This is a genomic window from Streptomyces sp. A0642 (genome assembly GCF_004795105.1).
In the GTDB taxonomy this organism is placed as follows: Bacteria; Actinomycetota; Actinomycetes; order Streptomycetales; family Streptomycetaceae; genus Streptomyces.
On record NZ_SSBL01000003.1, the window covers coordinates 554053 to 568234 of the forward strand.

Below are 14182 nucleotides of genomic sequence, written 5' to 3' on the forward strand. Positions count from 1 at the left end.
GGCCGTGACTCTGACGGACCTTCGAGACGGATTCCGCGACGCTGAGCAGCGGCAGTGCGTTCAGGCGGTGATCGCCAGTCGCCTGGCGGATGATCGCGAGCCGCAGGAGTGCCGGTATCTCATGCGCTTCTGGTGGCAGCTGAGCATGCCGTATCGGGAGGTATCGGTTGCGGAACTGCGCCTGAATGTCGGCCAGCAGAAGCTGGACGTCGTCATGGAACTGGTCAGCGCCATCAGGTCGTCCCACGAAGAGATCGACGCATGGCTGTCCGGCGCAGTGCAGACGTTCCCGGTGCTTCAGGACCATGGCTTCAGCGCCACCTTGGACAGCCGCGATTGCGACTAGAGCTTCGTCAGGCGTCGCCAGCAGATCAGTGCGCATCCGAGGGTGAGGAAGGCTTCGTGGATGTCGCGGATCTCCCAGCGGATTCGTAGGCGACGGAACGAGTGCAAATGCGCGAAGGCACGCTCCACGACCCAGCGTTGGGTGCCCAGCCCTGAGCCGTGCTCGGTGCCCCGGCGGGCGATGACTGGCTTCACGCCGAGGGCCCAGACGAGGCGGCGGTACTTGTCATGGTCGTAGCCGCGGTCGCCCAGCACGATGTCCGGGCGGCGCCGGGGCCGGCCCCGCTTGCCCCGCACGGGCGGCACCGCTTGGAGAAGTGGGATGAGCTGGGTGACGTCGTTGCGGTTGCCGCCGGTCAGCGTGGCGGCGAGCGGGAGGCCAGTGGCATCAGTGATCAGATGATGCTTGCTGCCGGTTCTGCCCCTGTCAACAGGGCTTCGTCCCGTCTTGGGCCCCCCTTTAGCGCCCGGATGTGGGAGCCGTCGACGGCCGTCCGGGAGAAGTCCAGCGCGTCCGCGCTGCGGAGTCTGGCCAGGAGCGCCTGGTGCAGTCGGGGCCACACCCCGGCTTCGGTCCACGCGGCCAGACGGCGCCAGCAGGTCATGCCAGAGCCGAAGCCGAGTTCCTGCGGCAGGTGTTCCCAAGCGATCCCGGTGTGCAGCACGAACAGGATGCCCTGAAAGACCAGCCGGTCCGGATGCCGCTTCCGCCCCGGATGTCGGACCCGCCGCTCCACCTTCGGCAGCAGCGGCTCGACCACCGCCCAGAGCTCGTCATCGACATCCCACGGCTTCGGCCGAGCCACCCCACACCCCCGGATCATCGCTCCCGGAGTGATCCAACCACTTCGAAGATCATTTCGTTAGGAGTTCTTAGCCCGCAGCGGCGTTGAGGAGGTCGAGGACGCTCTGCTGGCAGCCGTAGTCGGTGGTGCCGGTGCCTCCGCTCCAGTGCGGGCCGTACTGGTCGAGCGGGTTGCGGTCGTGGTCGTAGGCGCTGTTCGCCCAGCGGGTGAGGGCGGGGGTGTAGGGATGGTCGGACAACTGGCGGTTGAGCGCGCCGAGGCCGCGGACGTAGGCGCCCTTGAAGCCGGGCCCGTCGCCCGTGCAGCTGTCGCCCTCGCCCGGTTCACGCAGAACTCCGTCCGTTTCGAGTCCCGTGGTGGAGGCGTCGGCCAGTTCGCGTGCGGTTGTCAGGAGGCCCGCGTCGCCGGTGGCCCTGTGGAGCTCGGTCAGTGCGCCCAGGACGACGCCTTGGTTGTAGGACCAGGTGGGCTGGCCGTTGTTGGCGCAGCCGCTGGAGAGACCGTCGTTGATCATATGGTCTCCGTTGATCATGCCGCTGGCCTTGAACCAGCTCCACTCGCTCCTCGCTCGGTCCAGGTACGCGGTGTCACCTGGGATGCGGTTGTGCAGGGCCGAAGTGAGCCTAAGGTAGAGCTCGTTGGTGATGGCGTTCTTGTAGTTGCCGTTCGTGTTCCAGCGCACCCCACCACCACAGGTGTCGTTCCAGTTCGCGTGCATGTGGTCCGCGTCGGCCCGTGCGGTGTTCAGGTAGCGGCTGTCGCCGGTCGCGTCGTAGGCGGCGACCCAGGCCAGGCCCCACCATCCGGTGTCGTCGAGATACTCGTTGCGGAACTGGCCTCCCTGTGCGTTGACATTCTTGTCGTACGTCTCGGCGATGGCGTAGGTGTAGCTGCCCATGCCGCTGATCCGGCTGTTGTCGATGACCGCGGTCAGGGCGTTCGCGGCGGTCCACCAGCCGTTGCCGCCGAACAGCTTGCTGTTCCGGTCGAACGACATCATGAGGGCGGTGGCTGCCGCGGTGCTGCGGCTGCCCGCGTTCCAGGTGGTCCGTGCCCAGGGCGTACACGCGATGGCTCCGCCGGCCGGCTGCCCGCAGGCCCGAAGGGCTCCGACCCCCTTCGTGTTCCAGTCGTCCACGTTGTACATCTGGGTGCGCCAGCCCCTGCCTCCGGACGGAACGGCGGTGTCGCCGAGGCGGCTGCCCCCGTCCCAGGTCCGGCCCCCGTCCATGGACCGGTCCAGCCACACGCGATCGCCCGGCCCGCCGTAGTCGATGGACGCCCAGCCCATCGCGTCCGCGTCGTCGAAGTGCAGCGCGATCGACCGCCCGGAGACCGAGGCGGTGACGGGAACGCGGTCCTGGGGACTTGAGGACGGGTCACGGGCGTCGCAGGACGTGTTGCACACGACCGCCGTCGCCGCGGCGGCGGAGGGCGCCGACATCCCGGAGTAAAGCAGGGGAGACAACGTTGTCAGAATAGCGAGGAAGGCGGTCGGAGCGGACCTGATCGGCTTCATGAGGGAGACTCCCGAAACGTTTGGCCAGGGTGGGGGATGCGCTGCCGAGTGAGGGAGGGCGATTCCTGAAACTAGCTAGGCGGCATGGCCACGTCAACGCCTCGACCGCACCTGCCCGCCGCCCTCCGTGGCGGCGGGGGTCGGCGCCCCGGATCGCTCCGCCTCGCCGGGGCGTCCACACCCGCTCGGGCCTCCGGGCCGTGCGACGGCCCCGGAGGTCGCGGTGACCGTCGCCCTGCGGCGCCGCGCCCGGCTGGCCCGAAGGTGCTCGGCGGCGCCTCCGCGGCTGGGCGGGAGTGTGCGCTTCCATGAACATCCGCCCGTGAGCGCGCAGTTGGCGGCAGCCGGCTGGAGGGCGGGACTTTGTCCCCCCATAGATAGAAGTCCGGGTCTGGCGCGTCAAAGGGGTTTCCGGTTGATGGAAAAGCCATTACCTTCCTGGTCTGTACCGGATAACAAGGACGCGTCGCCCAACTCCCTCCCGGGGCGACCGTGTTCCCGGCGCGACGGCGCGCGCCTGTGCGAGACCCCCCAGCCCCGTTGACTTACGGAGGATGCGCGTGCACAGGAGACTTGCCCGGCCCTTAGCGGCGCTCACCGGCACCCTGCTCGCTGCGACGGGAGCCCTCACGGCCCAGCAGAGACCGGCCGAAGCGGCCCCGGCAGCACCCGAGTTCCAGCAGGTCACCCTTGCCAAGGGGGTGGCCGAGACCGGTGAGCCGATGACGCTCACGGTCCTGCCCGACCGATCCGTTTTGCACACCTCGCGGGACGGCACCCTGCGACTCACCGACGCGGCCGGCACCACCAGGGTCGCCGGCAAGCTGGACGTCTACTCGCACGACGAGGAGGGTCTCCAGGGCGTCGGCGTCGACCCGGCCTTCGCCACCAACCGCTTCGTCTACCTCTACTACGCCCCGAAGCTCTCCACTCCCTCCGGAGACGCCCCGGCGGACGGCTCGGCCGCCGACTTCGCCCCCTTCGACGGCGTCAACCGGCTCTCCCGCTTCGTCCTGAAGCCGGACGGCACCCTGGACACCGCCAGCGAGAAGAAGGTCCTGGACGTGCCCGCGAGCCGGGGACTGTGCTGCCACGTCGGCGGTGACATCGACTTCGACGCCCAGGGCAACCTGTACCTCTCCACCGGTGACGACAGCAACCCCTTCGCCTCCGACGGCTACACCCCCATCGACGAGCGGCCCACTCGCAACCCCGCCTACGATGCCCAGCGCTCGGCGGGCAACACCAACGACCTGCGCGGCAAAGTCCTCCGGATCAAGGTCAACGCCGACGGAAGCTACTCCGTGCCGGCGGGCAACCTCTTCGCCCCCGGCACCGCCAGAACCCGGCCCGAGATCTACGCCATGGGCTTCCGCAACCCCTTCCGGATGACCGTCGACAAGCCCACCGGCATCGTTTACCTCGGTGACTACGGCCCCGACGCGGGCACCGCCAGTGCCACCCGCGGGCCCGCCGGGCAGGTCGAGTTCAACCGCATCACCAAGGCCGGCAACTACGGCTGGCCCTACTGCACCGGAAACAACAACGCCTACATCGACTACAACTTCGCCACGTCGGTGTCCGGCGCCGCGTTCTCCTGTTCGGCGCCCAAGAACACTTCGCCGAACAACACGGGCCTGACCGACCTCCCCGCGGTCCAGCCCGCGTGGATCCCGTACGACGGGGGATCGGTCCCAGAGTTCGGCAGCGGGTCGGAGTCGCCCATGGGGGGACCGGTCTACCACTACGACGCTGCCTCCACCTCCGAGGTCAAGTTCCCGGAAAGCTTCGACGGGGACTTCTTCGCGGGCGAGTTCGGCCGCAAGTGGATCAAGCGCATCGAGCAGGCCGGTGACGGCACCGTACAGTCCATCAACGCGTTCCCCTGGCAGGGCACCCAGGTCATGGACATGGCCTTCGGCCCCGACGGTGCGCTGTACGTGCTCGACTACGGCACCGGCTACTTCAACGGGGACGAGAACAGCGCGGTCTACCGCATCGAGAACGTCAGCGGCGGACGGTCCCCGCTCGCACAGGCCTCGGCCGACCGCACCTCGGGCACCTCCCCCCTCGCCGTGAAGTTCTCCTCGGCCGGGACCTCCGACCCCGACGGTGACCCCCTGTCCTACGCCTGGAAGTTCGGAGACGGCGGTACGTCGACGGCGGCCGACCCCGCCCACACCTACACCGCCCATGGCCAGTACAGCGCGGAACTGACCGTCTCCGACGGCACCGGCCGGACGGCGACCGCCTCCGTCACCGTCACCGTGGGCAACACCGCGCCCACCGTGAAGCTGGAACTGCCCCTCGACGGCCGGATCATCGACCCCGGCGCAGCGGTGCCCTTCAAGGTGACCGTCACCGATCCGGAGGACGGCACCATCGACTGCTCCAAGGTCAAGGTCACCTTCATCATCGGCCACGACAGCCACGGCCACCCGCAGACCTCGGCCACCGGCTGCTCCGGCACCGTGCAGACCATCGCCGACGGCGAGCACGACCCCAACGCCAACATCTTCGGCGTCTGGGACGCCGAGTACACCGACAAGGGAGCGAACGGGCAGCCCGCCCTGACCACGCACGACGAGCACATCAGCCAGCCCAGCCACCGCCAGGCCGAGCACTACGGCGGCTCCGCCGGGGTGTCGGTCGTCAGCCACACCGCCGCCCACGGCGGCAAGACCGTCGGCAACATCGAGAACGGCGACTGGATCTCCTTCAAGCCCTACGCCCTCGACAACGCCACCAAGCTGACCGCCCGTGTCTCCTCCGCCGGCGCCGGCGGCACGCTCGAGGTCCGCGCAGGCTCGCCCACGGGCACTCTGCTCGGTTCCGTGGCTGTCCCCGTCACGGGAAGCTGGGAGACGTTCCAGGACGTGTCCACGAAGCTGACCAACCGCCCGGCCGGCACCACCACGCTGCACCTCGTCTTCAAGGGCGGCAGCGGCTCCCTCTTCGACGTGGATGAGTTCAGTGTCACCACGTCGGGCGCGTCCGGTCCTCGGGAGGGTGCGATCACGGGGATCGGTGGCAAGTGCGTGGACGTGGACGGGGCATCGTCGGCGGACGGGACGCAGATCCAGTTGTACACGTGCAATCAGACGGCCGCGCAGAAGTGGACGGTGGGTACGGACAGCACGCTGAGGGCACTCGGCAAGTGCATGGACGTCAGTGGCGGCGGTACGGCGGACGGGACCAAGGTCCAGTTGTACGGGTGCAACGGCTCCGGGGCGCAGAAGTGGACGTCCGCGGCTGACGGGACGCTGCGCAATCCCCAGTCCGGCAAGTGCCTCGACGCGGAAGGCGTCTCCTCGGCCGACCGCACGAGGTTGCACCTGTGGACCTGCGGCACCGGCGCCAACCAGAAATGGATCCTGCCATGAGCCGACGACCGAACCGACCCCTCGGACGCCTCGCCTGCTGGGCCGCCTGCGGCCTGCTCGGCGTCACCGCCCCGCCCGCGGCGGCCGCGACCGCGGCCCCCCAGCCCTCAGCCCTGGAACGCCCGGCATCCGCCTCGGTGCTGACGGCCGCCGACCCCGCGTACGACGTGCTCGTCTTCTCCAAGACCACCGGCTTCCGCCACTCCTCCATCGACGAAGGCCTCACAGCCCTGCGCGAGCTGGGCGCGGCCAACAACTTCACCGTCACCGCGACCGAGGACGCCGGCTCCTTCACCCCGTCGAATCTCGCCGGATACGAGGCCGTCGTCTTCCTCTCCACCACGGGCGACGTCCTCGACGCGTCCCAGCAGACCGCCTTCGAGGGATACATGGCGGCCGGCGGTGGTTACGTCGGCATCCACGCGGCGGCCGACACCGAGTACGACTGGAGCTGGTACGCGGGCCTGGCCGGCGCCCTCTTCCAGTCGCACCCGGCCATTCAGCCCGCCAAGGTCAAGGTGGAGGACCGCGCCCACGACGCCACCGCCCACCTCGGCCCCACCTGGCAGCGGACCGACGAGTGGTACAACTACCGGACCAACCCGCGTACCTCCGCCCATGTGCTCGCCTCGCTCGACGAGACCAGCTACAGCGGAGGCAGCATGAGCGGAGACCACCCCATCGCGTGGTGCAAGGACTACGCCGGAGGGCGCGCCTTCTACACCGGCGGCGGGCACACCGAGGACTCGTACAGCGACCCGGCCTTCCGCCGGCATCTGCTCGGAGGCATCCGCTGGGCGGCCGAGCTGAACGAGGCCGACTGCCGTCCGGAGACCGGCTACACCATGCTCTACGGCACGTCGGGCACCACCGGCTGGAAGCAGGCCGGTCCGGGCTCGTTCGCCGAATCCGACGCCACGCTGACCTCGCGCGGCGGCCTCGGTCTCCTCTGGTACCAGGCCAGGGAGTACACGTCGTACTCCCTGAAGCTCGACTGGCGGCAGGCCGGCGACGACAACTCCGGTGTCTTCGTGGGATTTCCCGCTTCCGACGACCCCTGGTCGGCCGTCGACACCGGCTACGAGATCCAGATCGACGCCACCGACACCCCCGACCGCACCACGGGCTCCGTCTACGGATTCAAGTCCGCCGACCTCGCCGCCCGTGACGCGGCCCTGAACCCGCCGGGGGAGTGGAACACCTACGAGATCCGGGTGGAGGGCGAGCGCCTCCAGGTCTTCCTCAACGGCCGGCGGGTCAACGACTTCACCAACACCGACCCCCTCCGAAGCCTCCGGCAGGGCCACATCGGTCTGCAGAACCACGGGGACGGCGACGACGTGTCCTTCCGCAACGTCCGGATCAAGGAACTCGGCGGCGCGTCCGGTCCTCGGGAGGGTGCGATCACGGGAATCGGTGGCAAGTGTGTGGACGTGGACGGGGCGTCGTCGGCGGACGGGACGCAGATCCAGTTGTACACGTGCAATCAGACGGCCGCGCAGAAGTGGACGGTGGGTACGGACAGCACGCTGAGGGCACTCGGCAAGTGCATGGACGTCAGTGGCGGCGGTACGGCGGACGGGACCAAGGTCCAGTTGTACGGGTGCAACGGCTCCGGGGCGCAGAAGTGGACGTCCGCGGCTGACGGGACGCTGCGCAATCCCCAGTCCGGCAAGTGCCTGGACGCGGAGGGTGTCTCCTCGGCCGACCGCACGAGGTTGCACCTGTGGACCTGCGGCACCGGCGCCAACCAGAAATGGGTCCTCCCCAGCTGAGTGACCCGCTCGACACCGTCATCGGCGCGGAGGGCGCCGACGGCGGGACCGGCCGCTGCGCTGGGCCGGTGACGGCGGCAGGGTGCGACGCCGAAGCGCCCTGCCGCCGTCCCTCATGCCAGCGCCCCCCCTCAGCCGTTGAGTGCCGCGTCACGCGCCGTCGAGCGTTCTCGCCGTAGAGCGTCTGTGTCGCAGACCGGGGCGGCACGATCCACCGGTCTCGGACCGCGTCCCTGAACGATGCAGAGTTCGACAAGGTGGCCGACAGTCTGGCGCGGTTTCTTGAGTACGTCCGCCACTGGGTCTTCGCGCGCCTCCCTTCGCCCCTTCGTCCCTTCGTTCTTCGTCTCTGTGTTTCGTTTGTGAGGCATTTTGTTTGGGGTGAGGTTCTTGTTTGTGGGGTGGGGTGGGAGGGCCCGTGGGCCCGTTGCAAAGAACCGTCCAACCGGTATATTTTTGGTGGGGAGGGTTTCCGTGGGGAGAAGGGGGTGGGGTGGTTTCTTGCGTGTCTGTTTGTGGTTGTTTTCTGTGTGTCTGTTGGTGGCCGGGTTGTTCCGGGCGTGATGGAGGGGGAGGTTGGGGATGGGTGGGCGTGTGTGTGCGCAGGTGTTGGTGGTGGGGGGTGGTCCGGTCGGCATGTTGGTTGCGGGGGAGTTGGCTGCGCAGGGTGTGGATACGGTGGTTCTTGAGTCGGGGGCGGTGACGGTGGAGAGGCCTAAGGCGACGACTCTTCATGCGAGGGCGGTTCAGTGTCTGGCCCGGCGTGGTTATTTTTTCGGGCCGGGGTCTGTGTCGGGGGGTGGTGGGGGTACTGTGCCGTTTCATTTTGCCGGTATTCCGGGTTTGTCGATCACGGCTCCGGAGAGGGAGCCTGGTCCGATCCTGAAGTGTCCGCAGGCTGAGCTGGAGCGGCTTTTCGAGGGGCGGGCGCGGTCCAGTGGTGCGCGGGTGCTGCGCGGGCACCGGGTGACGGGGTTGGTGCAGGACGGTGATGGTGTGGGGGTGGTCGCGGAGGCTCCGCAGGGGCGTCGGAGGTTCAGTGTTGGGTATGTGGTGGGGGCGGATGGTGCCCGTAGCACGGTCCGGGAGATGGCGGGGATCGCCTCCGATGTCAGTGCGCCGACGATGTCCGCGATGATGGGTCTGGTCCGTATTCCGGACGATCAGGCGGTTCCGGTGGGCTGGCATCGCACGCCCAGGGGCTGGCTGATCACGAAGAAGGGCTTTGACGGGCATACCCTTGTCCATACGCTCGCGTGTGGCGATGGTTCTTCGCGCCGGCATGTTCCGCTCACCCTTGAGGAGTTGAGCAGTCAGGTGGCGTGGATCGTCGGGCACGCGGTCACGATGAGCGCCCCGCGCTGGCTCAGCCGGTTCAGTGATTTCACCCGGCTTGCCCGGACGTATCGTGCGGGGCGTTTCTTTCTGGCCGGGGACGCCGCGCACGTGCATTTCCCGATCGGTGGGCAGGGTCTGAGCACCGGAGTGCTGGACGCTCTCAATCTGAGCTGGAAGCTCGGTCTCGTGGTGCGGGGTGCCGCGGCCGACGGGCTGCTCGACACGTACGGTCTGGAGCGCCGGCCCGCTGCCCAGAAGGTCGTCGACAACACCCGTGCGCAGGTCGCGCTGATGGGGCCCGGTACCGAGCTCGACTCCCTGCGGACGCTGCTCACCGGGCTTTTGGAGTCGGGCAGGGGCAATGATTTCCTCAGCGGGATGATCAGCGCCCAGGACACTGTGCTGCCGGCGAGCCCGCGTTATGGGTCCCCTCACGAAGGGACCTTTCTCCATAACATCGAGCTGATCACCGCCAAGGGCCCGTCGGACCTGATCGGGCTGCTGGGGGAGGGTGGTGAGCCGCTCCTGCTGCTTTTCGGTGAGGGAGGCGGGCGCTACGCGCAGACGGCACGGGCCTGGGAGCGGTCCCTGCGTGTGGTGCGTTGCCGGCCGGCGGGCTTGGTGCCGTACTCGGCGGTGCTCGTGCGTCCCGACGGGTATGTCGCCTGGGCATCGGACGGCGGCGGGCCGCTGGCCGACGCGCTGGCAGCGCTCTTCGGAGCGGCCCCCGGCCCGGGGCCGGGGCCGGTCCCCGGCCTGGAGGAGGTGCCGGCCCCCGGCCCGGGGGCGGCCCCCGGCCTGGAGGGGGTGCCGGCTTAAGGGCTGTCCCGCAATTCCTGGCGGGCGCGCGAGGACAGCTCCGGCGCCTCGCCGCGGGTGTCGAAGCGCCCGGATACATCCAGTATGCGGGCGCCTCTCCGCCTTGCGATGCACCGCATCTGACGCCGCGCGCTGATCCACCAGGAATTGCGGGACAGCCCTTAGGGCGCGTTTCGAAAAGTCCCGTCTGCCCTGCGGCGTCTGGCACGCATGCTCGCCGCGTTGTGGAAGTGCCCTGGTGGCTCCGCTACGAGACCGTTTCCACGCCTTGCGATCGCACGCACCAGACGCCTTGGGGCCCGTCCTTCGGGCGGACGGCGTTGCTTTCGGAACTCGCCCTGAGGGCTGTCCCTATTCCTGGCGGGCGCGCGAGGACAGCTCCGGCGCCTCGCCGCGTTGTCGGGACGCCCGGATACATCGAGTATGCGGGCGTCTCTTCGTCTTGCGATGCGCCGCATCCGACGCGGCGCGCTGATCCATCAGGAGTTGCGGGGCAGTCCTCAGGCCGTGGCGACGGCCTCCTGGGCGAGGGCTTCTTCGTGGGGCATCTCGGTCAGCTCGGTGAAGACCGCTACTCCCCGGGTGCGTGAGATGTCCACCGAGGCGAGGACGGAGGCGAGTACCACGTTGGGCAGCAGGTGGCGCAGCAGGGAGCAGACGCGCTCGGCGAGGTCCTGGTAGCCGCTGAGCGCCTGGGACATCGCCTGGACGCCGGCGAAGCAGCCCACCAGGACGTGGGAGGTCTCCCGGGGTACGACGTGGGGCAGGAGCTCTCCTTGGGCCTGGGCCTGGTCGAGGAGCCTTGTCAGGACCTCGCCCCAGTTCAGGAAGGGGCCGCTGCGGTCGAGGTCGTGGGCCTGCTGGTCCAGGGACAGCCGCACTCCGGCGCGGACCATCGGGTCCGTCTGCAGCCGGTAGGCGTGCAGCATGATGACGTCGACGAGCTCCTGGGTCTTGCAGGCGTGTTCGGTGACACCCAGGCGCTGTTCCTGCTCGCTGAGCACCCCTTGGGCGAGCTCTTCCTTGGACTGGAAGTGGAAGTACAGGGCTCCCTTGGTGACCTGGGCCTCGCTGAGTATCTCGGCGATCGTGGCGGCCTGGTATCCGTGCTTCTCGAACACGTGCGCCGCTGCCGACAGGATCGTCTGACGTGTACGGATGGCTCGATCCTGCTTCGCCACTCTCGCCTCCTCCATTTACATGACTACTGCACTGAAGACACCGTAGCGCATGAAAAAAACCGGCTAGTATGTATCTTACAGTGGCGGGCGCTCGCGGCGAACGGGGGTGGAGCATGATCGACTCGCCTCGCGGGGGTGAAGCCCTCTCGAAGCCCGGCGCGGTGGTCTGCTTCCCCGCCCCGGTCGGGGGGCGGGGACGGCGAGGGAGGGGGTCCGGTGATTCTGGTGACAGGTGCGACAGGGACGGTCGGCAGGGAAGTGGTGCGTTGCTTCCCGCCGGGTGTGGCGCTGCGTCTCATGACCAGGAACCCGGCGGGCGTTACGGCCGTGCGGCCCGGAGCGGAGGTGGTGGCCGGGGACTACGCCAGCCCCCAGTCGCTGGCGCGGGCGCTGCGGGGGGTGCGTAAGGCCTTCCTCGTCACGAGCCGGGTCGGCGGTGACGAAGGCGCCGTCTTCCTTCGGGCGGCGCGGGCGGCAGGTGTGCGTCACGTCGTGATGCTGTCCGCGGCCTCGGTCACCGATGCCCGGGCCGACGACCTGATCACCCGCTGGCAGCGTGCCAATGAGGACGTCCTGCGGCAGTCCGGGATGGCCTGGACCCTGTTGCGGCCTCGTTCGTTCATGTCCAACTGCCTGTCGTGGGCGGAGCCGATCCGTTCGCAGCGCGCCGTGCGGGCTCTGTACGGGACGTCGGTGAACGCGTGTGTCGACCCGCGCGACATCGCCGAAGTGGCGGTGCGGGCGCTCACCGGGGACGGACACGAGGGTGCGGCCCACACCCTGACCGGGCCGGAGGCGATCAGTGCGGCTGAACAGACACGGTTGCTCGCGCAGGTGCTCGGGGTGTCGCTGCGTTTCGAGGAACTGGGGCCGCGGCAAGCGCGTGCTGCGCTGCTGCGCCGCTACCCGCCCGAGCTGGCGGAGGCGTTGTTGAGCAGTGCGCGGCGGCAGCGGGAGGGGGCCAAGGCGGCTGTGGGAAGCGGGGTCCGCGAGGTGACGGGTCGGTGCGCGCGGTCGTTCGCCCAGTGGGCCGGGGACCATGCCGGCGCCTTCGCCCCGAGTCGGCCTCATGAGAGCGAAGGCAGCGGCACGAGCGGGTCAGCTCTCGGGTGACAGGGTCTTCACCGTGCAGGTGAACACCAGGTCGCCGTCCTGGTGGGCGGTCACCAGCACCGGCTTTCCGGCGCCGGCCGTGGCGGGCAGGTGCTGAGCCTGGATCATGCAGGGCGTGTCCAGTTCGGCGTACCGGTGGAACTCGCTCGCCATGCCGATGGGCAGCATCGCGGAGCTGTCGAGGGCCGCTGCCGCCGCCTGGCGGGCTGCCTCCAGCAGCACCATGCCCGGAACGTGGTCGACGGGGTGGTCGAACAGGACGTGGTGGCGGGTGTCGGCCCTGAGCTGCCAGCGGTTGGTCTGCCCGGCGGGGGAGAGCACCACGTCCATGGGGGACATGCGTCCGACTCTCTGGGGCGAGGCGGGGGCCATGAGGGGGAGCCGGGGCCGGGCCTCGGCGCGACAGCGCTCTCCCCGGAGTCTGCGGTACACGGCCGGTGTGGTGCAGGTGAAGGAGCCGCCTCCGCGGACGGCCGGTTTCCCGTCGCGGTGGATCACCGCTTCGTAGCGCAGTCCGGTCAGGGCACTGCCGCGCCGCTTGATCTCGGTGCAGGTGATGTCGATGTCGAGCGATGCGGGTGTGCCGCCGATGAGGACCTGGTCGGGCTCGACGGCGTACTCGAGGTCCCACATCAGGAACTGGTGGCCGAAGGGAACACCGAACTCCGCGTGCGCCAGGAGCGAGCCCACCTGACGTATCGTCTCGGCCGCCAGCAGCGGGTCGTGGTGTGCGCCGATGGGGCTGAAGAAGCTGTGCCCGCGGGGCCACTGGGCCGTCACCTTGAAGTGGGCGTCGTCCTCGCGCTTCCAGTCGGTGAGCATGACCTCGGCGACGGCGGCCCGGTGCACGAACTCCTTGGGGACCGTGGTCGTCAGCGACGGGAAGCGGAACAGGGGAGGCGCGATCGACGAGGCCGACCGGGTGTCCTGTGCAGATGCCTCGTTCGTGAGCGGGTGAGCCGGCTGGATCGTTGCAGCAGTCATTCTTCCCCCAAAACAACGGTGACGGATAACCGGTGAGCCCCTCGCGGGATGCCACCAAAGATACATACCAACCGGTTTACTTTCTACCGTCCTTTGAGGCCGGGCGGAAGCGAAACCGCGAGCTCCGCTTGTGATTGCTGAGCGGCCCGCGCGCCGTGCTCCCGGCCGGGGCGGCCCCCGCGATCGCCGCTCGAGCACCGCTCGAGTTTCCTGCTCCAGAGTCTTTTGACGAGGAGGGAGGCCTTCATGAGTGGATTCCGCCTGGAGGGGGCCGGAGTGGCCGGGGTGGCGCGAGTGGAGCGTGGTAGGGCGAATCAGGACGAACTGAGCGCGCTTAACGCGGCCCTGCTCTCGGTGCTCGCGCGCAATCGCGTGGAGGGCCGTGCGCGCAGGGACGGTGCGGAGGGCCGCCCGGCCGGGTGGCGCCGCTGGGAACAGGCCCCGTACCGGGCGCCGCAGAGCTGGCGTTAGGGCGGCCGGAAGTGCGTTACCGCAGCCAGATAGCCTGTGAGCAGAAAACCGCTTAGGTGGTTTTTTAAACGTGGTTCAATGCCGAGAGGCAAGATCGAGAGGGGCTGGGGCATGTCGGTGGGGAGGCTCGCCGGGTCCGGCGAGCCGAGCGATGCCCGTGGCCGTGTGGCGGAGCTGCTCGCGCTGCGCGAGCAGGCCCGGCGCGGACCGGGCGACCGCGCGACCCAGGCGCAGCACGCCAAGGGGAAGCTGACGGCGCGTGAGCGCATCGAGCTGCTCGTGGACCCGGGTTCGTTCAAGGAGGTCGAGCAGCTGCGCCGTCACCGGGCGACCGGGTTCGGCCTGGAGGAGAAGAAGCCGTACACCGACGGGGTCATCACCGGCTGGGGCACGGTGGAGGGCCGCACGGTCTTCGTGTACGCACACGACTTCCGGATCTTCGGCGGCG

The 14182-nt window shown here is 69.1% G+C and carries 11 protein-coding genes; 7 read left to right on the forward strand and 4 right to left on the reverse strand.

The features are described 5' to 3' along the window. Positions 1–4: 4 nt before the first annotated feature. Entirely contained in the window at positions 5–346 is a 342-nt protein-coding gene (locus tag E6R60_RS09530) for a hypothetical protein (protein ID WP_136325980.1), read from the forward strand. Here E6R60_RS09530 and E6R60_RS09535 read toward each other — a convergent pair. Both E6R60_RS09535 and E6R60_RS09540 read right to left on the reverse strand, forming a co-directional pair. Then, positions 343–1169, reverse strand: a protein-coding gene (locus E6R60_RS09535) for an IS5 family transposase (RefSeq protein WP_240802471.1) whose coding sequence is annotated in 2 segments (ribosomal slippage) — positions 343–809 and positions 809–1169 — 828 coding nt in all. Because the reading frame shifts where the segments join, the coding sequence is not laid out codon by codon here. The two genes, E6R60_RS09530 and E6R60_RS09535, sit on opposite strands and share 4 nt — an antisense overlap. 49 nt (positions 1170–1218) lie before the next feature. After that, positions 1219–2595, reverse strand: a complete 1377-nt coding sequence (locus E6R60_RS09540; protein ID WP_136326043.1) for a glycoside hydrolase family 76 protein — start codon at positions 2593–2595, stop codon at positions 1219–1221. Between the two features lie 635 nt (positions 2596–3230). On the opposite strand from E6R60_RS09540, the gene E6R60_RS09545 reads away from it, so the two are divergent. The 3 genes from E6R60_RS09545 (at position 3231) to E6R60_RS09555 (ending at position 9985) form a co-directional block, all read left to right on the forward strand. Further along, complete coding sequence (locus E6R60_RS09545) at positions 3231–6053, forward strand: PQQ-dependent sugar dehydrogenase (protein WP_136325981.1); 2823 nt, start codon at positions 3231–3233, stop codon at positions 6051–6053. Further along, the gene (locus E6R60_RS09550) at positions 6050–7828 is read left to right on the forward strand and encodes a ThuA domain-containing protein (protein ID WP_136325982.1); all 1779 of its coding nucleotides are present in this window, start codon (positions 6050–6052) and stop codon (positions 7826–7828) included. The genes E6R60_RS09545 and E6R60_RS09550 overlap by 4 nt, the downstream gene beginning before the upstream one ends. A gap of 582 nt (positions 7829–8410) precedes the next feature. Continuing rightward, the gene (locus E6R60_RS09555) at positions 8411–9985 is read left to right on the forward strand and encodes an FAD-dependent monooxygenase (protein ID WP_136325983.1); all 1575 of its coding nucleotides are present in this window, start codon (positions 8411–8413) and stop codon (positions 9983–9985) included. A 500-nt stretch (positions 9986–10485) separates the two neighbouring features. Here E6R60_RS09555 and E6R60_RS09565 read toward each other — a convergent pair whose 3' ends face one another. Next, the gene (locus E6R60_RS09565; RefSeq protein ID WP_136325985.1) at positions 10486–11166 is read right to left on the reverse strand and encodes a ScbR family autoregulator-binding transcription factor; all 681 of its coding nucleotides are present in this window, start codon (positions 11164–11166) and stop codon (positions 10486–10488) included. A 216-nt stretch (positions 11167–11382) separates the two neighbouring features. Here E6R60_RS09565 and E6R60_RS09570 point away from each other — a divergent pair, with 216 nt between their 5' ends. After that, positions 11383–12279, forward strand: coding sequence for an NAD(P)H-binding protein (locus tag E6R60_RS09570; protein WP_136325986.1), 897 nt, complete (start codon positions 11383–11385; stop codon positions 12277–12279). Here E6R60_RS09570 and E6R60_RS09575 read toward each other — a convergent pair. After that, positions 12265–13263 (reverse strand): ScbA/BarX family gamma-butyrolactone biosynthesis protein, encoded by a 999-nt coding sequence (locus E6R60_RS09575; RefSeq protein ID WP_136325987.1) that lies wholly within the window; start codon positions 13261–13263, stop codon positions 12265–12267. The genes E6R60_RS09570 and E6R60_RS09575 overlap by 15 nt on opposite strands. A gap of 246 nt (positions 13264–13509) precedes the next feature. Between E6R60_RS09575 and E6R60_RS09580 the strand changes: the two genes are divergently transcribed. Together E6R60_RS09580 and E6R60_RS09585 are read left to right on the forward strand one after the other, a co-directional pair. Continuing rightward, complete coding sequence (locus E6R60_RS09580; protein WP_136325988.1) at positions 13510–13734, forward strand: acyl-CoA carboxylase subunit epsilon; 225 nt, start codon at positions 13510–13512, stop codon at positions 13732–13734. 111 nt (positions 13735–13845) lie between these two features. Then, the coding region (locus E6R60_RS09585; protein ID WP_276613952.1) for a carboxyl transferase domain-containing protein at positions 13846–14182 on the forward strand (337 nt) is incomplete at its 3' end.